20 protein-coding genes and 1 pseudogene are annotated in these 17478 nt (G+C 70.4%); 14 read left to right on the plus strand and 7 right to left on the minus strand.

The window, feature by feature from the left end; genetic code table 11:
* Nucleotides 1–308, plus strand: a pseudogene (locus tag ACLQ25_RS26970) (hypothetical protein); the annotation flags it as partial.
* Nucleotides 309–547: 239 nt separating this feature from the next.
* Nucleotides 548–1171, plus strand: coding sequence for a DUF6518 family protein (locus ACLQ25_RS26975; RefSeq protein ID WP_425733579.1), 624 nt, complete (start codon nucleotides 548–550; stop codon nucleotides 1169–1171).
* A gap of 117 nt (nucleotides 1172–1288) precedes the next feature.
* Here ACLQ25_RS26975 and ACLQ25_RS26980 read toward each other — a convergent pair whose 3' ends face one another.
* Nucleotides 1289–1687, minus strand: a complete 399-nt coding sequence (locus tag ACLQ25_RS26980) for a DUF2809 domain-containing protein (protein ID WP_425733580.1) — start codon at nucleotides 1685–1687, stop codon at nucleotides 1289–1291.
* A gap of 125 nt (nucleotides 1688–1812) precedes the next feature.
* Here ACLQ25_RS26980 and ACLQ25_RS26985 point away from each other — a divergent pair, with 125 nt between their 5' ends.
* Nucleotides 1813–2280 carry a GNAT family N-acetyltransferase gene (locus ACLQ25_RS26985; protein ID WP_425733611.1) on the plus strand — a complete coding sequence of 156 codons (468 nt, stop codon included), beginning with the start codon at nucleotides 1813–1815 and terminating at the stop codon, nucleotides 2278–2280.
* Nucleotides 2281–2336: 56 nt separating this feature from the next.
* On the opposite strand, the gene ACLQ25_RS26990 is transcribed toward ACLQ25_RS26985, so the two are convergent.
* On the minus strand, nucleotides 2337–3620 hold the full coding sequence (locus ACLQ25_RS26990; protein ID WP_425733581.1) for a hypothetical protein: 1284 nt from the start codon (nucleotides 3618–3620) through the stop codon (nucleotides 2337–2339).
* Between the two features lie 137 nt (nucleotides 3621–3757).
* Between ACLQ25_RS26990 and ACLQ25_RS26995 the strand changes: the two genes are divergently transcribed.
* The 3 genes from ACLQ25_RS26995 to ACLQ25_RS27005 all read left to right on the plus strand — a co-directional run bounded on the left by ACLQ25_RS26995 (nucleotide 3758) and on the right by ACLQ25_RS27005 (nucleotide 6215).
* Nucleotides 3758–4774: a helix-turn-helix domain-containing protein gene (locus tag ACLQ25_RS26995; RefSeq protein ID WP_425733582.1), complete on the plus strand. Its 1017-nt coding sequence runs from the start codon at nucleotides 3758–3760 to the stop codon at nucleotides 4772–4774.
* 185 nt (nucleotides 4775–4959) lie between these two features.
* Nucleotides 4960–5442: a hypothetical protein gene (locus ACLQ25_RS27000; RefSeq protein WP_425733583.1), complete on the plus strand. Its 483-nt coding sequence runs from the start codon at nucleotides 4960–4962 to the stop codon at nucleotides 5440–5442.
* Between the two features lie 143 nt (nucleotides 5443–5585).
* Nucleotides 5586–6215, plus strand: a complete 630-nt coding sequence (locus ACLQ25_RS27005; protein WP_425733584.1) for a VOC family protein — start codon at nucleotides 5586–5588, stop codon at nucleotides 6213–6215.
* 68 nt (nucleotides 6216–6283) lie between these two features.
* Here ACLQ25_RS27005 and ACLQ25_RS27010 read toward each other — a convergent pair whose 3' ends face one another.
* Entirely contained in the window at nucleotides 6284–7339 is a 1056-nt protein-coding gene (locus ACLQ25_RS27010; RefSeq protein WP_425733585.1) for an FUSC family protein, read from the minus strand.
* Nucleotides 7340–7584: 245 nt separating this feature from the next.
* Nucleotides 7585–7806 carry a hypothetical protein gene (locus ACLQ25_RS27015; RefSeq protein ID WP_425733586.1) on the minus strand — a complete coding sequence of 74 codons (222 nt, stop codon included), beginning with the start codon at nucleotides 7804–7806 and terminating at the stop codon, nucleotides 7585–7587.
* A 197-nt stretch (nucleotides 7807–8003) separates the two neighbouring features.
* Here ACLQ25_RS27015 and ACLQ25_RS27020 point away from each other — a divergent pair, with 197 nt between their 5' ends.
* The 6 genes from ACLQ25_RS27020 (at nucleotide 8004) to ACLQ25_RS27045 (ending at nucleotide 13275) form a co-directional block, all read left to right on the plus strand.
* The gene (locus ACLQ25_RS27020) at nucleotides 8004–8594 is read left to right on the plus strand and encodes a fasciclin domain-containing protein (RefSeq protein ID WP_425733587.1); all 591 of its coding nucleotides are present in this window, start codon (nucleotides 8004–8006) and stop codon (nucleotides 8592–8594) included.
* Nucleotides 8594–10177 carry a molybdopterin-dependent oxidoreductase gene (locus tag ACLQ25_RS27025; RefSeq protein ID WP_425733588.1) on the plus strand — a complete coding sequence of 528 codons (1584 nt, stop codon included), beginning with the start codon at nucleotides 8594–8596 and terminating at the stop codon, nucleotides 10175–10177. The genes ACLQ25_RS27020 and ACLQ25_RS27025 overlap by 1 nt, the downstream gene beginning before the upstream one ends.
* Nucleotides 10178–10327: 150 nt before the next feature.
* Complete coding sequence (sigK, locus tag ACLQ25_RS27030) at nucleotides 10328–10954, plus strand: ECF RNA polymerase sigma factor SigK (protein ID WP_425733589.1); 627 nt, start codon at nucleotides 10328–10330, stop codon at nucleotides 10952–10954.
* Nucleotides 10951–11679 carry an anti-sigma factor gene (locus ACLQ25_RS27035; RefSeq protein ID WP_425733590.1) on the plus strand — a complete coding sequence of 243 codons (729 nt, stop codon included), beginning with the start codon at nucleotides 10951–10953 and terminating at the stop codon, nucleotides 11677–11679. The genes sigK and ACLQ25_RS27035 overlap by 4 nt, the downstream gene beginning before the upstream one ends.
* Nucleotides 11680–11761: 82 nt before the next feature.
* The gene (locus ACLQ25_RS27040; protein WP_425733591.1) at nucleotides 11762–12346 is read left to right on the plus strand and encodes an RNA polymerase sigma factor; all 585 of its coding nucleotides are present in this window, start codon (nucleotides 11762–11764) and stop codon (nucleotides 12344–12346) included.
* The gene (locus ACLQ25_RS27045) at nucleotides 12343–13275 is read left to right on the plus strand and encodes a CU044_5270 family protein (RefSeq protein WP_425733592.1); all 933 of its coding nucleotides are present in this window, start codon (nucleotides 12343–12345) and stop codon (nucleotides 13273–13275) included. The genes ACLQ25_RS27040 and ACLQ25_RS27045 overlap by 4 nt, the downstream gene beginning before the upstream one ends.
* 48 nt (nucleotides 13276–13323) lie before the next feature.
* Here ACLQ25_RS27045 and ACLQ25_RS27050 read toward each other — a convergent pair whose 3' ends face one another.
* On the minus strand, nucleotides 13324–13644 hold the full coding sequence (locus tag ACLQ25_RS27050; RefSeq protein WP_425733612.1) for a winged helix-turn-helix transcriptional regulator: 321 nt from the start codon (nucleotides 13642–13644) through the stop codon (nucleotides 13324–13326).
* Here ACLQ25_RS27050 and ACLQ25_RS27055 point away from each other — a divergent pair.
* Both ACLQ25_RS27055 and ACLQ25_RS27060 read left to right on the plus strand, forming a co-directional pair.
* A complete protein-coding gene (locus tag ACLQ25_RS27055; RefSeq protein ID WP_425733614.1) occupies nucleotides 13561–13743 on the plus strand; it encodes a hypothetical protein in 183 nt (60 codons plus the stop codon). The two genes, ACLQ25_RS27050 and ACLQ25_RS27055, sit on opposite strands and share 84 nt — an antisense overlap.
* 89 nt (nucleotides 13744–13832) lie before the next feature.
* Nucleotides 13833–14636 carry a hypothetical protein gene (locus ACLQ25_RS27060; RefSeq protein WP_425733593.1) on the plus strand — a complete coding sequence of 268 codons (804 nt, stop codon included), beginning with the start codon at nucleotides 13833–13835 and terminating at the stop codon, nucleotides 14634–14636.
* Nucleotides 14637–14799: 163 nt separating this feature from the next.
* On the opposite strand, the gene ACLQ25_RS27065 is transcribed toward ACLQ25_RS27060, so the two are convergent.
* Together ACLQ25_RS27065 and ACLQ25_RS27070 are read right to left on the minus strand one after the other, a co-directional pair.
* Entirely contained in the window at nucleotides 14800–17070 is a 2271-nt protein-coding gene (locus ACLQ25_RS27065; protein ID WP_425733594.1) for a glycoside hydrolase family 44 protein, read from the minus strand.
* A 126-nt stretch (nucleotides 17071–17196) separates the two neighbouring features.
* Nucleotides 17197–17430 carry a holin gene (locus tag ACLQ25_RS27070; protein WP_396802831.1) on the minus strand — a complete coding sequence of 78 codons (234 nt, stop codon included), beginning with the start codon at nucleotides 17428–17430 and terminating at the stop codon, nucleotides 17197–17199.
* Between the last annotated feature and the right edge of the window lie 48 nt (nucleotides 17431–17478).

Genomic DNA, 17478 nt, shown 5'->3' on the forward strand with positions numbered 1-17478 from the left:
CGACATCGTCCGCGCCGCTCTCCACCTCACCCATTTCGAATACCGATACCTACCGGATTCTTGTTGAGATCACGTCATTGGATATGTCCCGAATCTTGGCCGACGGCGAAGAGCCTGGCTACGGGACGATCCGGCCGGTGGTCGAGGCGGGGGCGTTCGAGTACCTGGGTGCCCGCAAGCTGACCCGGTCGCACGTGGAGGCGCTCGAACCTCTCGCGGACCGAAGCTGGTTCGGTCGGTGCGCGGTTTTGCATGACGCTGACGGCAACCCCAGCGAAATCTACTTCTGGGGTTCCTCTGGTGACTAGGGGCGGGTTGCCCAGCGCAGGTCCGCGCCGAGGTTGTACAGGTCCTGGGTGAGCTGCGAGCCGGCCGGTAGAGCAGAGCGGCGGTGGCCTCCGAAACTGGCGGCCCGGAAATGCCCCGGTGCTGCCGGTCTCCGGACCCGCCGCCGCGAGCGGCCTACGCCTTTTGGCCGGTTGGAGCGCCCCCGGCTCTGTCGCGAGCCCGATGGCAAGTCCTTGCGGGCTTCCTACGCTTCCTCATTATGTCGATCACCCGACGGGTCTCCGTCATCGCACCGGTCGCGGGTCTGCTACTCGGATTCCTTGACTTCGTCTGGATCAAATTCGTGCCGGCGCCCTTCGGTGGCCTCGGCAATTCGATTGCGGTCTGGGCGGTGGCGGCGTTCCTGCTCGCGTTCTTTCTCCGTCGGCCAGCGGGCCGGGCCATCGCCGCAGCGGTAATCATGCTGCTCATCGCCGTGCCCAGCTACTACATCGCCGCAGCGCTTATTCAGCATGACGACTGGTCAACGGTCTGGGACGTCACCGCGCGGCAGTGGATGGTGCTGGGAGCGATCGCTGGAATCGTGTTCGGATTCGGGGGTGTGGTAGCCCGCCAACCTGGGCCGTTCCGGCGGCCGGCCCTCGGGTTGGCGGCTGCGGTCCTTCTCGCCGAAGCGATCCTGCAGTTGCTGAGGATCGGCCAGCCAAGTTACGACACCGCGAACATCGTCCAGTACGTACTCGTCCTGGTTGCCCTGGCTGTCCTGAGTCCCCTAGCCGTGGCGCGGACCTGGCCGGACCGCGCACTCGCCCTGGCGTACGCGGTTCCGATGTCTGGCATCGGCTACGTACTCGTGACCGCTACCGCTTTGCGGTCGAAATAGGGTGACACGACTCCGGCCGTCCCGCTGCCGGAGCGCGCCGGGCCAGCGCTCTCGCCGGCGCTGCGGCATTACGTGAGCGACGGGCTGGGGCACGTCGGGGGCGGCTGGGTCACGATCTCACGCGGCGGTTGCACGGTGGCGGGCGCGTACCAGGTGGTGCAGCGCCACCAGGGGAGCCACGCCCGCCGGATACCAGGCCAGGTCGACGGGGTCGAACTGCACACCCAGCGCGAGCCTCGCGGCGAGACTCCGCGCCGACAGTTCGGCTGGCAGCCCGGTCAGCTGTGCGAGCTCCACTACCCAGCAGAAGACAATGGCGACGGTCCCGGCGGGCATCGGCGCCATCCGTGGCCACAAGAACAGCACCGCGGCCCAGACCATCGACGCGTACAGCGCGGTGCCGGAGTACTGCCGCAGCGCCCCGTCGTCGACGGCGCGAATCAGCAGTGCGAGGCCCAGGAACAGCAGCGCGGCCAGGGGCATGAGCCACCGCACCGTACGGGGCATGATCGACATTCCCGCTACGGTAGCCCTTTGCCGGACCGCCACCTGAGCCTCGCCTCGGCTCGATCGAGGGCTCCTACGCACGCCCTCGCTATGCATGCGCCGGGTGCTGGGATTGATGTGAGGATGGCGACGTGATGAGCATCGGCCCGTTGACACACCTCGACCGTGACGAGTGGGAAGCGTTGACCCGGAGTTTCCACGCGCACTGGGCTGGCCGGCCGGGTCGGCCCGCGACAAAGGTCGACGACGATGGCTACGAACGGACCTGGCAACGCCTGGTCGACGGTGGGCAGATCCGGGGCATCTGCGCACGGCTCGACGGCACGATGGTCGGCATCGCGCACTACCTGTTCCACGCAAGCGTCTGGGGGGCCGGGAGATGTTATCTGGCTGAACTGTTCGTCACGCCCGAGGTACGACGGCGAGGCATCGCCACCGCAATGATCGAATGGGTGGCGCAGGATGCCGACAAGCACGGCTCCCCACGCCTGTACTGGAACACCGAGGTGGATGCCGAGGCCCGAGCTTTGTACGACAAGATCGCGGTCTACCGGGGCTATGTCGTGTACAGCTACTCACCGTCTGCCACTGCCGCCACCTGAGCCAGGTCAGTACGCCGCCGATCACGGAATGCCGCGCCCCCGTGGTCGTTCACGCTTCAACGAACGACGAGCGCTTCGCCCATGCGGAAAGCGCCTTCAGCGCGGTCGATGTGCTGGCCGTCGTCGAACGCGGTGCTGGCGATCCGGAATCGTGACGGCTCGGCGATCTCCCCACTGGCGAGAGCCCACGGTCCTTCGGGGTCTGCGCCCGGTATCGCGGCGAGGAGAACGGCAGCGCCGTGCTGAGCAACGTCGTGGTCGGCGTGCGGCTCGTCGTACCGTGCGTGACGCAGCACCGCCGGGCCGGAGCGGATCGTCTCAGGCGGCACCCCGGGTGGTACGTGACGCCACCGTCGAGCAAGCTCCGCGAAGGCCGTCTGACGCTCGGCGCCACGACGCGAGCTCGCGGCGAGAATGGCGCTGCCCGCCTCGCCCGCGATACGGCAGATGTCGAGGATCGGCACGCCGGCGGCCAGCTTCGGATAGTGGTGGACGAGCCGAGCGTGGTTCAGCAACATGACCAGCGCCTGAGCGGCGGCCCGTTGCGGTGCGGTGAGGGTCGACGTCGGTACCGGCTCTCGTCGGCGCGGCCGTGTGTGCGGGGTGACGAGGTCGGCCGCCCGGCCGGCCGTTGACTCGTACCATCGCGGGTCGTCGGGCCAGACGGAAGCCTCGGTCGCCCGCAGGCGACCGGTGCGCCCGATCGCCACCCCCGGCCCGGCGTCGGTGCGGCTCACGGCGATCCCGACCCGGTCCTCGGCGTCGAACCGCAGATCGGTGACTCCGTCGAAGGTGAACCTCAGCGGCGCGGCCGGCCAGGGCTTCTGGGACCCGTCCCGTGAGACGCGTCCGGTACCGGGGGTGAACCGCCGTGGAGTGGCCAGGGTGAGCTGTACCCGCAATCCCGCATCCGAAGGTCGGGCCGTGAGCGAGCGGACGCTGCCGGCGGCGAGGTCGTAGTCGCGGGCGAGCGCGTCGACGATTTCCGCGGTCAGCCGGAAGACGCCCGGGAAGACGCGCCCCAGGTAGTTCCGATGAACGGAACGGTCCGGCTGTGCGGTGGGGAGCACTCTGTCCAGGCTCGGGTCCAGGTCGACCATCAGCCTGCGTCGGTCGACACCGAGGTCAGCCATCCACGGAAGGCCGGCGCGGGCTCGTCTGGATCGAAGGAATCTGGGAGCGCAGGCCGCGCCCACCAGAGGTACGGCGTTGTTGTCCCAGATATCGGCGATGCGGCCGATCCGAGCCGCGTCGAAGCCCCGGGCGTCCGTGGCCAGGGCGGTGATCTCGCGGATGGAGCGGTCGAGCAGCCCGGCGAAGGCTTCCAGCGGCGAACTCACGGCGGCGAGTATCGCACCCGCGAAACGTGGGCCGTGGCGTCGAACCCGCTGTCGCGTGGCGAGCTACCCATCAACGAGCGTCCCATGACTAGGATCGTTAACCTCGATCGAGTCCGATCGACGCATGGGGGAGTCGCATGTCGGAAGCCGGAACGCAGCCGCCCAGCCCCGACGAGGCGACGAACCCGGCCGAGTTCGTGACAGCGCTGCGGGCCCTGCGGGAATGGTCCGGCCTGACGTACCGGGAACTCGCGGCCAAGGCCGACGCCTCAGGGGACGTCCTGCCGTCGAGCACGATCGCGTCGGCGTTGAGCCGTACGACCCTGCCCCGGCAACAGGTGGTGCATTCCTTTGCACGAGCCTGCGGACTTGACGACGCCACGGCGGCCCGCTGGGTCGCAGCCCGTAACCGGCTTGCCGTCGGGCCGATCTCGAGCGGTTCTCCGGATCCGGTCGAGGAGGCCGAGGTGGCCACCGTGGAACCGGTCGCTCCGCCCGCCCCGGCTGCTCGGCCGCGACAGTCGAGGAGGGCAATCGTGCTGATCGCCGCCCTCGCCGCCGTGATCGGCTCGGGCACGGCGTTGGCCTGGAAGGGCGCCCTCGGCTCGGACAGCTCGGGTGGCCGTGCCGTGGAATCCTCCAGGGCTTCCACGCCCGCGACTGCCGCCCTGCCCGATGGCTGGTACCTGATCCGACCCGCGCACGTGCGGGATCGTGACCTGTGCCTGGGGGAGGGGCGGGAGCGTAACGGCCGCACCAACCGGCCGCTTGCGGTGCAACGGGCGTGCGAGCGGATCTCTCCGGACACCTTCCTCAAAGCTGTCGGTGTCGGGGTCTACGAGATCCAATGGCACCATCCGACGGAGGGCGTGGGCTGTCTGACCGTCGACGAGGCGCTGACGGTGGACGGGGCGTTGCTGGCGCCGGACGACTGCACCGGTGCCGCTCACCAGCGGTACCTGTTGGAGGCCACCAACGTGCCGGTTCCCAACGGCTACCGGCTACGTCCGATCCACAGTGGCCTCTGCGTTGGTGCGCTCGGCGGCCCGGCGGATGTGAACCCCGGCGCCGAGGCGATGCAGGCGAACTGCACCGGGGCCCTGGATCAGGAATTTCTGTTCGTCGCGACGAAACAGGAGAGCCGAGCGTCCTGAATCACTGCCGCGAATCGCGTTGGGCGAGAACGCCGCCGAGCTGATGACTGCGGCAGAGGCGGCCGGGCCCGGCCCTCCCCGAGATGCTCTCCGCCGGGCCATGCGCAGCCAGTCCGGCTCGGCTCAGGAATTATGCGCGGCTGGGGCACCCCCTCGTGGGCTGGCCGCGTCGCTACTCTCTGGGCATGACCGATAACCCGCTCTCGGCCAACGACGACCAAGCTCACCGTCCCCCTGTAGTAACCGGCGCCTTTCCATGGGCCGAGACCACCGCTGCGGTCATCTATGTCGGGACGGCTATGGCCACCGGAGTGCTCGGTAACGCCGCGTACGACGGGCTCAGGGCAGCGCTCGGACGGCTACGGCGCAGTCAGGTGTCTACCGCCCCCAAGTCCCCTGACCCAGACATCGAGCTGGTGGCGCGGACGGCGCTCAAGCTGCGGTGCGAAGAGCTCGGCGCGGAGGATCTGACCGGCTCCGCCGTCGATGCCATGGTATGGGCGGCGCACCCCGGCTGGGTGGTGTCCTTCAGCGTCCGAAACCCTGGATCGATCAGGTCCGTCTCGGTCAGTCTGTCGGTCGACGAGCAGAGGGCTGACGTAAGAGCTGAGATTCGTATCCCGGACGAACTACTCGCTCAGCGCCGTGATGAGCAAGAGGACGAGTAGGTGCTGCGGGTGATCATCAAGACGCGATTGTCGAAGGACAACAGCAGGCGGCAGCGCTGGCGCCCACGCGGAGGGGACGGGCCGCGAGGGATGGCCAACCCGCGATCGGCATTCGGGTCGTCGTCGATGTCAGGTTCGCAAACGTGACGGCGCAGATCACCGCTGGGCGGTTCCACGAGGCGGACGGTGTCGAAGACTGGCGTTGTCTCTACCACCTGGTCTCGGCCTACTTCCGGACTGGCTCGCTGTCGGCGGGGATCGCGCTCGTCGACGAGATCGGCCGGCTCGCCGGACGCGACGAGCAGAAGCATCTCAACCTGGACCTGCGCCACGCGGGCGTCACCGTTTCGCTGTCCCGGCGTGACATCTCATTGGCGCGACGGATATCGGCCGCTGCGCGGGCGTTGGGCATCCCCGCCGATCCCACCGCGGTGCAGCTCATCAACATCACCCTCGATGCCCTGGTGAAGTCGGACGTGCTGCCGTTCTGGCAGGCGCTGCTGGGATACCGGCAGATCGGTGACGACTACCTGGCCGATCCGGCGCGACGGGGGCCCGGATTCGGGCTGCAACCCATGGAGACGGCGCGACCGCAACGCAATCGGATGCATGTCGACGTCGCCGTCCCGCACGATCAAGCGGAGGACCGCATCGCCGCCGCCCTGGCCGCCGGCGGGCGCGTCGTCTCCGACGCGCACGCGCCGAAGTGGTGGGTGCTGGCCGACCCCGAGGGTAATGAGGCATGCATCGCGACCTGGGTCGGACGCGAGTAGCGGGCCAGCCATGGGTGAGTTTCGCCGTACCGTCGGGGCGAACTGCTCTCGCGCCGACTGGCCGGGCGTCACACCCGGCTCAGACCGAGCGCCTCGTCCACCCGGTCCAGCACCCCCACGTCGTCGTGGCCGACGCCGCGCAGCAGGTCGATGGCGGTTGCCCGGATCTGCCCGACGATCATGGTGACCGGCAGCGGCGGGTCGGACCGCAGCAGGCCCGCGGCGATCCGGACCGCCTCCAGGGCCGCCGCGTCGGCCCGGTGTGCGTGCCGGTCGGCGTCGGCGCCGCTGAGATCGCTGGCCAGAGCCTCCCCGGCCGACCGTACGGCGGCGGTCAGCGCGCCGATCGCGGCGGCCAGCTCCGGCGGTGTGGCGGTGTGCCGGCGGGTCAGGGTCACGCCGGCCCGGGCCAGCACCCGGATGTTGCGCGCGGCGTAGTCGAGCTGCCGCAGCGTCGCCTCCACGTCGACGAGCTTGCCCAGATGCCGGCGGCGCAGCCCCAGCCGCAGCGTCTCACCGGTGGCGAGCACGGCGGTCTGCAACTGAGCGACGCAGTCGTCCACCTGCCGAGCCTGGTCCAGCGCGGCGCGGGCGGAATCCTCGTCGCACCCCCGCAGCGCGCTGTTCACCTCGTCGAGCAGGTCGGCCAGGTCGGTGTAGCTGCGCCGCGCCTGCGCCACGAGCGGGGCCAACGGGTCGCGGGCGGCCATCAGCTGGCTGGCGGCCAACGCGACCGCGCCACCGATGAGCGCGTCGACGAAGCGGAACGGCATCAGCGTGCCATGCGGCGCGGCGACCACGACCAGGTACATGGCCGAGACGGTGGCCTGCACGACCAGGGCACGGCGGGCTCCGATCAGCACCAGCGTCGTGGTGGTCAGCAGCAGCACGAGCAGGACCGTGCCGGTGCCGGGGCCGAGCGCGTATACGAGCAGCTCCGCGACGAGCACGGCGGCGGCCACCGCGAGCAGTATCTCGACGGTCTGCCGTAGCCGTCGCCCGCGGGACTCACCGAGCACGACGAGCGCGGCGGTCGGAGCGTAGAACGGGTCCGGGTGACGGATCACCACCGCTGCCACGATCCAGGCGACCACCGCGGCGGCGGTCAGCTCGATCGCGGTCATCCCGTCGCCCCGAAGCCGTGCTACGGCGTCGCGCCCCCACGTCCGCACCGGTGATGCCCCTCTCGCCGGCGCACCGGACCCGGCCGCCTATTGATCTTCTGCGACGACGGGCACTACCCCGGCCGTGACCTGCTCAATCGCTGGGTGATGGGCGGCACTCGGGACGAGAGGCCCCCTTCTCCCCTCGGTGACCAGCTGTGCCCCGAGGGACCTGGTGCGATCTCCTCTCACCGACAGCCGGCCGGTCAGGCCGTGCCCTGGCGGTTGACCCGCCCCTCCTGGGCGGCCTTCGACCGGCCATGGTCGCGCTCCGTGCCGGCTGATCCGGTAGCGGTGCGCTCGTGCCGCTGATTCGGCGAGTGCTCGGCCGTCGCCCCCTGCCGGCCCCGTGCGCCGCTGCCCGGGTGCCGGCGGCCCCGCGCCGACTCGCCGCCGCTGTCGTGCTTGTTGCGCTGTTGGCTACCCATGCCGGGCGGATACCCGGTGCCTGGGCGCTCATGCTTCCGACCGGGACGGCTTCGGCGCAGCCGCTGCGAATTCCTCCACGTTGCGGCCATCCGTCTCGAGATCGGCCTCGAATGCCTCCTGACAACAGCAGTGAAGTACAAGCATCTGAGGAGTACGTATGAAGCGACGCCTGTTCGCCTCGGTCGGTGTCATCGCTGTGCTGGCCCTGTCCGCCTGCGGCGGTACCGACAGCGAGGACAGTGCCAGCGGCGCGCCGAGCATGTCGGCCAGCACGCCGGCGGCATCGGCTTCGCCTTCGATGATGATGTCGGGTCAGTTCGGCTCGGGGTGCGCTGCCGTGCCGACCGATCCGTCCAACGCGGGTAGTTTCGAGGCGATGGCGAAGGTGCCGGTTGCCACGGCCGCGTCCGGCAACCCGCTGCTGTCGACGCTGGTCACGGCCGTACAGAAGGCCAATCTGGTGGACTCGCTCAACGGCGCGCAGGGCGTCACGGTGTTCGCGCCGACCAATGACGCGTTCGCCAAGATCCCCAAGGCGGACCTGGACAAGGTCCTGGCCGACGACGCCCTGCTGAAGAAGGTCCTGACCTACCACGTGGTGACGACCCAGTTGTCGCCGGAAACCCTGGCGGGTACCCACAAGACGCTGCAGGGCGGCGAACTCGAGGTGACCGGCAGCGGTTCGTCGTTCACCGTCAACGGCACCTCGATGGTGGTCTGCGGGAACGTCTCGACGGCCAACGCCACCGTGTACATCGTCGACACCGTTCTGATGCCCAAGAGCTGATGACGGCGACCGACATCGAGCCCCGGCCGGCGACCCGTCGGCCGGGGTCGACCCTCCGCATAACCGCTGTCCGCGGCTCGGTGGTCGGCGTGCTGACCGCCGGAGTGACCCTGGCCGTGGCGCACCTCCTCGCGGCACTGGTCGCCCCTGCCTCCGATCCGGTGCTGGCAGTCGGCGGCGTCGCCATCGACCTGGCACCGCAGGGCGTCAAGGCGTTCGCCATCCGCACCTTCGGCGCCAACGACAAGATCGCGCTCCTGGCCGGTGTCTACGCGCTGCTGGCCCTGGCCGCAGTTCTGCTCGGCGCGGCGGCGCTTCGTCGACGACCTTACGGTCTGGCTGGCCTCGCCGTGTTCGCCGCTGTCGGTGTCGCCGCCGTCCTGTCCCGCCCGGGCGCGACGCCCCTGGGCGTTCTGCCGGTGCTGACTGGCGCCGGCGTCGGGTGCGCCGCTTTGCTGCTGTTGGCGCGCGCCGGTCGAACGGTGACGCTCACTCCACCGAGCCGGCCGAGGCTGCTCGACCGCCGTCAGTTCCTGGCCACGGCGGCGGGGACCGCCCTGACCGCCGGTGCCACGGCCGCCGTCGGACAGGCCGTCGGTCGCGGGAGCGCGGCCGGCGCCCGTTCCCGCGCCGCCGTTCGCATACCGCCGCCGGTACGACCGGCACCGCCGCTACCCGGCGGTGTCTCCGTCGGTGTCGACGGAGTTTCGGCGTTCCTCACCCGCAACCGGGACTTCTACCGTGTCGACACGGCTCTCACCGTTCCGCAGGTGGACCTCAAGACCTGGCGGTTGACCCTGAACGGGGCGGTCGAGCGTCCTCGTACCTGGAAATTCGAAGATCTTCTCGCCCGTGGCCTCGTCGAGCGTGACATCACCCTGAACTGTGTCTCGAACGAGGTCGGTGGTCCCTACATCGGCACCGCCCGCTGGACTGGCGTTCCTCTCGCACCGCTGCTCCGCGAGGCGGGCCTCCACGCCGGGCAGAACCAGCTCGTCAGCCGCTCGGTGGAGGGCATGACCATCGGCACTCCGCTCGCGGCGATCCTCGACGGACGCGACGCGCTCCTGGCCGTGGCCATGAACGGTGAACCCCTGCCCCTGGAACACGGCTTTCCTGTCCGCATGCTCGTGCCCGGCCTCTACGGCTATGTGGGCGCCTGCAAGTGGCTCACCTCGATGAAGGTGACCACCTTCGACGCGTTCAACCCCTACTGGGTGCAGCGGGGGTGGGCCGCCGACGCGCCCGTCAAGACCGCATCGCGCATCGACACCCCGAGACCCTTCGCGCAACGTCGCGCCGGGCCCGTCATCATCGCCGGTGTCGCCTGGGCGCAACGGCGCGGAATCGCCGCCGTCGAGGTGCAGGTCGACGACGGTCCGTGGCGGCAGGCCCGCCTGGCCGACGGACCATCGCCGGACCTGTGGCGGCAGTGGACCTACCGCTGGGACGCCACCCCGGGCAGCCACACCTTGCGCGTACGAGCCACCGACGCCACAGGTACGACTCAGACCGACGAACGGGCCGCGCCCTTCCCCGACGGCGCGACCGGCTGGCACAGCACCACCGTCACGATCACCTGACCTGGTGCTTGACGTGTTCAGGGGGAAACGGAGACGTGGAGCGCATCATCGCGACAATGTCATTGTCTACGCGCGCCTCGCTCACGCCCATTCCGCCTGGCAAACGAGTACGCGGCGGCAGACCGCACGGCCGCCAGCACAGGAGAGGACATGCCGAGGATGAGCGGCGAGCCGGAGTACGCGCGGCGGTTACGTTCGGTGCCGCCAGACACCGCGACGCCACCGAGCCCCGACGAGTTGCTGGCTCGAGTGGCACGGGGTGACGAGGCGGCGTTCGCGGCGCTGTACGACACCATGGCCGGCCGGGTCCTCGGGCTGGCCCGCCGCGTCGTACGCGACCCGGCGCAGGCGGAGGAGGTGACACAGGAGGTGATGGTCGAGGTGTGGCGCACCGCCGGCCGATTCGAGGCCGGTCGTGGCTCAGCCTCTGCCTGGATCCTGACGGTGGCCCACCGGCGGGCGGTGGATCGCGTGCGCAGCGAGCAGGCCCACACCGAACGCACCCAGCGGGTCGCCGCGACCGAGACGCACGTCCCCTACGACGAGGTCGTCGAGGACGTCACCGCCCGGTTGGAGCGCGAACAGGTCCGCCGCTGTCTGGGCCGGCTGACACCGGTCCAGCGGGAGGCGGTGGCCCTGGCCTACTACGGGGGCCACACCTACCGTGAGGTCGCCGAGAAGCTGAAGACACCGTTGCCGACAGTGAAGACGCGGATGCGCGACGGACTGATCCGGATGCGTGACTGCCTGGGCATCGACATGGAGGGACGGGCATGAGCGCCGACATCCACACCCTCGCCGGCGCGTACGCCCTGAACGCGGTCGACGACCTCGAACGGGCGGCGTTCGAGCGGCACCTGGCCGACTGTGAGTCGTGCCGCCTGGAGGTGACCGAGCTACGGGAGACGGTCGCACGGCTCGCCGACGACACCGTCGTCGAGGCCGTGCCCCAGGGGTTGCGGGAGCGCACCCTCGTCCAGGCGGCGCGTACCCCGCAGGTGCGCGCTGCTGCCGCAGGGGACAGCGCCACGCGGCAGGCCGGCAGGTGGCGACGCCTCACCGTGGCCGCTGCGGCGGCCGTCCTCGTGGCCGGCGGCGCGAGCGCGGCCACCTGGGCCGTGACCAACGATCGGGTCAGCGACGAGCGGGCCAGCAGCGAGCAGGCTCGGCAGATCGCCGCCGTCCTCGACGCCCCGGACGCCCAGGTGTTCGAGCGGTCTTTGCAGCCGGACGGCGCCGCGACGGTGGTGGTCTCCCGCGGCCGGGACCGCGGGGTGGTGTTGCTGCGTGATCTGCCCGAGCCCGGACCAGGGCGGATCTACGAGCTCTGGCTCATCCGTGGCAGCGAGCCCCGCAAGGTGGGACGACTCGCCGAGGGAGTCAGGGCGTCGACCGCGGTCATCGGCCCGGTTGCCGACGCGGGAACGTTCGGCGTCTCCAACGAACCCGTGGGCGGTTCCGTCGCCCCCACGCGAATCGTGGGCACGGTCGCGCTGAGCTGAGCACGGGCGGTGCTGGCGCCATGCCCAGACGAGGAATATCCGCGGGTGTGGAACTCGGGCGCGGCTGCGGACAGGTATAGGCGTGACAGCTGAGATGCGGGTCCGGATCCGGGCCGGAGACACCGACGCGCTCGGTGAGCTCTTCGACGAGCACGCCGACGCGGTCCATCGGCATGCGGTGTGGAGTGGGGGCGATCCGGTTCAGGCCGAGGATGTGGTGTCGCTGACCTTCCTCGAAGCGTGGCGAATCCGCGAATCCCTGCATCCGGAGGGTGGCAGCCTGCGGCCGTGGCTGCTCGGGATCGCCACCAACGTTCTGCGCAATCGCAGGCGGGCGGCACGCCGGCACCGGGAGGCGATGCGGCGGCTGCCCGTACGCGACACCGTCCCGGACTTCGCCGACGAGGTGGTCGCCCGGATGCACGATGCCGACCAGGTGGCTGCGGTCATGGCGGGACTGCGGGCGCTGCGCCGGGCGGACCGGGAGGTGTTCCTGCTCTGCGTGTGGTCGCAACTCGACTACGCGGCGGCGGCCGAGGCGCTGGGCGTACCCGTCGGGACCGTGCGGTCGCGGCTGTCGCGGGCCCGGACCCGGCTGCGGGCCCTGGCACAGCAGGAGATGGCGCGTACCCGAATGATCCCCGTCGAGCAGGGAGAGTACCGATGAGCGAGCCGACCGCCCCCCAGGTGCCGGCCCTGCCGGCGCCGCGCCGGCAGGCGCTGCGACGTCACCTGATGAACGAGATCGCGCGGCCGGCCCGGCGACCACGGCGGATGCTGGTGCTCGCGCCCGCGGCCGGCGTGCTGGCGGTCGCGGTCTCGGCCGCGGCGATCGCCCAGCCGTGGGCGTCGGACAGCGCGCCGCTGATCGTCACGGTCGAGCAGGGCGATCACGGCGGCGCGACGGTGTTGCTCAGCCGGATGGCCACGGCGGCCGGAGCCACGCCGGACCGGTCGTCCGGCGAGGGGGAGTACGTCTACATCAGGAGCCGGGGCGCGTTCGCCGAGCTGGGTGACGGCCCGGCGCGGTTGAAGCCGGTGCACGAATGGGAGATCTGGATTCCACGCAACAAGCGCGGCGACGGCCTGCTCCGCCAGCCCTTCTTCCACGTACCGATCATCGGTGTGATCCCGGAGCAGGAAACCCTCCCGGACGTGACGCCGAACGCCGCCCTCGTCGATCTGCCCACTGATCCGGACGCCCTGCTGAAGAAGCTCTACCGGGAGCGCGATGGGCGTGGCAGGGGCAACAGCCGGGATGGCGCGGCGTTCACCGCGATCGGCGACATCCTGCGCGAGTCCCTGGTGCCGCCACGGACGACTGCCGCGCTCTACCAGGCGGCGGCGAGGATTCCGGGGGTCGAGGTGGTTCGTGGGGTCACGGACGCGGCCGGGCGGCGGGGGGTGGCGGTCGCGTACACCGAGCGGAGCCGGCGCGATGAGTGGATCTTCGACGAGCAGACGTACGAGTACCTCGGCGAGCGCAGTTACCTCGTGGCGGCTACCGCTGACGGGCCGGTGGGAACGGTGCTGACCACCACTGCGGTGGTGCAGCGAGCCCTGGTGTCGAACCTCGGACAGCGCCCAGCGGGATAGCTTGGCGCCTGCCGCGGAAGTGACCGCCGCTGGCGGGTCGACCAAGCGTCACCGGATCTCGTTGTCGGGGTGGTCGCTGTCGTACGCCTGGCGAGCTTCGGCGATGACGTCGCGATGTGCCAGCGACCAGTCGGCGAGCGCCTTGACGAGGTGGGTGAGGCTGGTGCCGGTTTCGGTGAGGCGGTAGTCGACCTGGGTGGGCACGGTCGGGTAGACGGTCCGAAGGACGAGGCCGTCCCGTTCCAGGCGGCGCACCGTGAGGGTCAGCATGCGCTGGGAGATTCCGTGGATGGCGCGCTGGAGTTGGCGGAAGCGTCGCGGCCCGGCGGCGAGTTCGACGATCACGAGAACGGACCATTTGTCGCCCACCCGGTCAAGAACGTCCCGGATGCCGCAGTCCGGGTGATCCGGCTGTCCGCACGGTTCGAGCTCGGCGGCTTCGGCGGTTACCTCGGTGTGCGTTGGTGACACGAGACTGCCTCCTTGTAGCCCGCCGGGCATGGGCCCAGGCTTCCCGGTAGTTACTGAAGAGAACCACGGCAGGAGACCGAGCCGCAATGATCATGGTTACCGGCGCCAACGGACAGCTCGCTTCGCGCACCCTCGCAGAGCTCGCCGACCGAGGGACACCCGCGCTGGCGGGAAGTCGTACTCCCACCGGCGCGCAGCGCCACCTTGACTTCGACGATCCCGCGACCCTCGACCTCACGGGGGTTTCGACCCTGGTCCTGGTCTCGGCCGGGTACGCCGAGGACGACATGGTCATCGCGCGTCACCGGGCTCTCCTTCACGCCGCCGGCCGCGACGGCGTGGCCCACGTGACGTACACCAGCCTGACCAGCGCCGGGGACCATCTCGGGTTCGCGCTGGCCCACCGGGCCACCGAGCGCATGATCACGACCAGCGGGCTGGCGTGGACGATCCTGCGGAACGGGCTGTACGCCGAACTCTTCGGCGCCCTGCTCGCGTGGACGCCCGACGGCCTGGAGTCGGCGTTCGGGACCGGCGCGCTCGCCGCGGTGGCGCGGGCCGACCTGGCCGCTGCCGCCGCCGTCGTCGCGGGCGAGCCAACCGCACATGCCGGAAAGGTGTACGACCTGGTCGGCACCCCGATCACCGCCGGCGACATCGCCGACCGTCTCGGCGTCGCGCACCGCACGATCGGACTCGGCGAGTACCGCGCCCGCCTGCTCGGCGACGCCAACCTGCTGCCGTTCCAGCCGCCGATGCTCGCCTCGATCGCCACCGGCATCCGCCACGGGTTTCTTCACGACAACGGTCCCGACCTCGTGCGCCTGCTGGATCGACCGCTCACGGATCCACTCGCCGTCGCCGCCGATGTCACCGCCGCCATGCGCTGACAGACCTTGCTCCGCCCGGTCCTGAGGCTCGACACCGGCCAGGACGGCGGCGATCGGGTCCCGACCGTAGAAGCTCAGTGCCCCGCCGCTCGCGGGCGAGGGGTCCGGGGCGACGCTGCGCCCCGGACCCCTGCGGCCCCGCTCCCGGTGTGGGGCTCTCAGGTCATGCGCACCGTTGACCGTTGAGGGTGAAGGCGGTCGGCGCCGGGTTGGTGCCGCTCCACGTCCCGTTGAAACCGATGCTCGTGGACGCGCCGGCGGCGAGTTTGCCGTTCCAGCTCATGCTGTCCGCGGTGACGCTCGTGCCGTTCTGTTTCCAGGTGGCCGACCAGCCCTGGCTGACCTTCTGGCCGGCGGTGGGGAAGTCGAAGCCGAGTTTCCAGCCGTCGATCGTGGTGGTGCCGGTGTTCTTGATCGTCACGGTCGCGGTGAAGCCACCCGGCCAACTGTTCGCCGTGTAGCCGACCGTGCATCGGCCGGTGGGCGCGGTGGGTGCCGTCCGCACGGTCAGGGCGGGCGAGGCCGCCGAGACGTTGCCGGCCGCGTCGCGGGCGGTCACCACGAAGGTGTACGGGGTGTCCGGCGTCAGCCCGGTCACGGTGTACGTGGTGCCGGTGGCGCTGCCGACCTTCACGGTGCCGGTGGTGTCGACCCGGTGCACGTCGTAGCCGGTGACGGCGGTGTCGTCGGTGGACGGCGTCCAGGCCAGCGCGATGCTGTCGCTGGTGACCGTGCCGGCGGTCGGCTTGCTCGGGGCGGTCGGCGCCTGGGTGTCGCCGGGCGCGGTGGCGCGCGGCAGCACCAGGTGGGTGATCGAGTTGGCGGGGAAGGTGGTCGTGAGGCCCCCCGCGGTCACCGGCTGGTCGGCTTCCCGGACGACACCGGCCAGATTCGTCCCGCTGTACCGGTAGACCTGGGCGGTGCTCGCGGAGACGCCGGTGAGGGCGACGGGGCTGGTCAGGTCGTCGCCGGTCTTGTTGACGACGACCACGGTGAGCGCCTTGTCGGCGCTGCGCTCGGCGGCGTACACGGCCAGTTTGCCCTGGTCGGCGCTGGTCGCTCGAACGGAGGTGTCGCCGAACGCGCCGCCGGAGCCGTCGTAGTTGCGGTAGATGCGGAAGGCGTTGGCCACCGGTTGGTCGGTCGTCGGCGCGGTCCAGAGGGTCGCCAGGTCGAGTCCTTCGCGGCCGAAGATGCCGAGGACGTCGGCCTGGGCGAGAGCGCCGTTGAGCGAACCGTAGCCGCCCCAGTTGTATTCGGTCATCGCGATCTTCGTGCCCGGGTAGTGCTGGTCGACCAGCTCGCGCAGGCGCGGGATGTACCGGACCGGCTGGTTGATCCAGCTCTCGTCCACGTAGGTCGGGTCCCAGAGTTGGCGGGTCGAGCGCAGTCGCAGCGCCTGGGTGTTGGCGTCGCCGGCCGCGTCGCCGAGCACGCCGGACTGCTGCGGGTAAAGATGGACGTCAAAGTAGTCGAGGATGCGGGTGCCGTGCTGCTGCTCGTACTCGCGCATCCGGTCGAGGTACCACGGGCCGAGGTCCTGCCCGCCGTGCGCGGCCTTGTCCGGTGGGTTCGACCAGCAGCCGGTGCGTGAGCAGGTGTCCTGGTCGAGGCCCGAGTAGAAGATCGAGTTCAGGCCCCAGCCGACCGGACCGAGCGTCTTCGCGCCGGGGTCGGCGGCCTTGATCGCGGCGGCGTACTCGTAGGTGCGGTCGCGAAGCTCGTCGTAGCCCAGCCCGGTCGGGCGGACGTCGCGGTGGGTGGAGTGCCACAGATCCGGCTCGTTGTCCAGGTTGTAGAACTGGACCCCTCCGTCGGCGGCGGCCCCGAACTGCTCCTTGAGGTGGTTGACGAAGTCGGTGGCGTACTCCGGGCCGACGGCGATGTTGGTGTCCTCCGGATCGTTGCCGGTGACCAGCGACCCGTCCGGCTTCTTGCCGTTGCCGCAGTCCGGTGCCCAAGGATCGGTGGACTCCTGCGGGCCGTACTTGGCGACGCTGAAGCCACAGGCCCGCGTCCGGTCCTTGGCGATCCAACCGAGCATCGGCATCGTCATGACCGTGGCGGCCCCGGTGGCCTTGTTCTGCTGCACGAACCGGTCGCTCTCCGAGCCCTTCGGGAGGTCCCCGGGACTCGGGTTGTCGTTGGGGATGTTCTCGAAGTACCAGTCGGCCGCGCGGTTGGTGGTGTCGGCGCGGAAGTTGTAACGGGTGGTGGCGTTGCCGCCGTAGCGGTGCACCGGCAGCCGCAGGTCGCGGGCGAGGGCCTCGTCCGCGAAGTTCATGCCGTAGATGTACGGGCTGATCTGGTGCCGGGCGGCGGTGGTGTCCACGGCCAGTGCCGGGCCGGCCGCGGCCAGGGCGGGTGCCGGCAGTGCCAGACCGCCGAGGGCCGTGGCGAGCACGACCGGAAGTAGAACTCTGTGGGGACGCACGAGCATTCCTTTCGAATAGGAGCCCGTCGATGGGAGCGCTGCCACAGCGTCGCGCCTTCCTGCCGCCGAGTCAATTCGACGGCCGGGAGCGCCTTCGACGCCGAAGGGCTCCCGGCACGGCGGGTGCTACTGCTCGCCGTCCACGAGGCTGGGCGAGTCACCCTCGCCCGACACCCTCGCGCTCACGAGTGAGGTGAGCACCGACAGCACCGCGGCGCCGGACGCGATGCCACCCGCTGCCGCCCAGTCCGCCTGCCACGCGTTGAACACCACGTCGGCCCCCCAGTAGAGGAGCAGACCCTGCGCGGCGCTCTTCACCGCCCGCTCGGCGGTGGCCTTCCAGAACTTCGTGGTGAACATGTCCGTACCTCCAAAGCCAGGTTCGTGGAATGGTCCATGAGCCAAGAA

The sequence above is a fragment of the Micromonospora sp. DT44 genome (assembly GCF_049841635.1).
Classification (GTDB): Bacteria; Actinomycetota; Actinomycetes; order Mycobacteriales; family Micromonosporaceae; genus Micromonospora.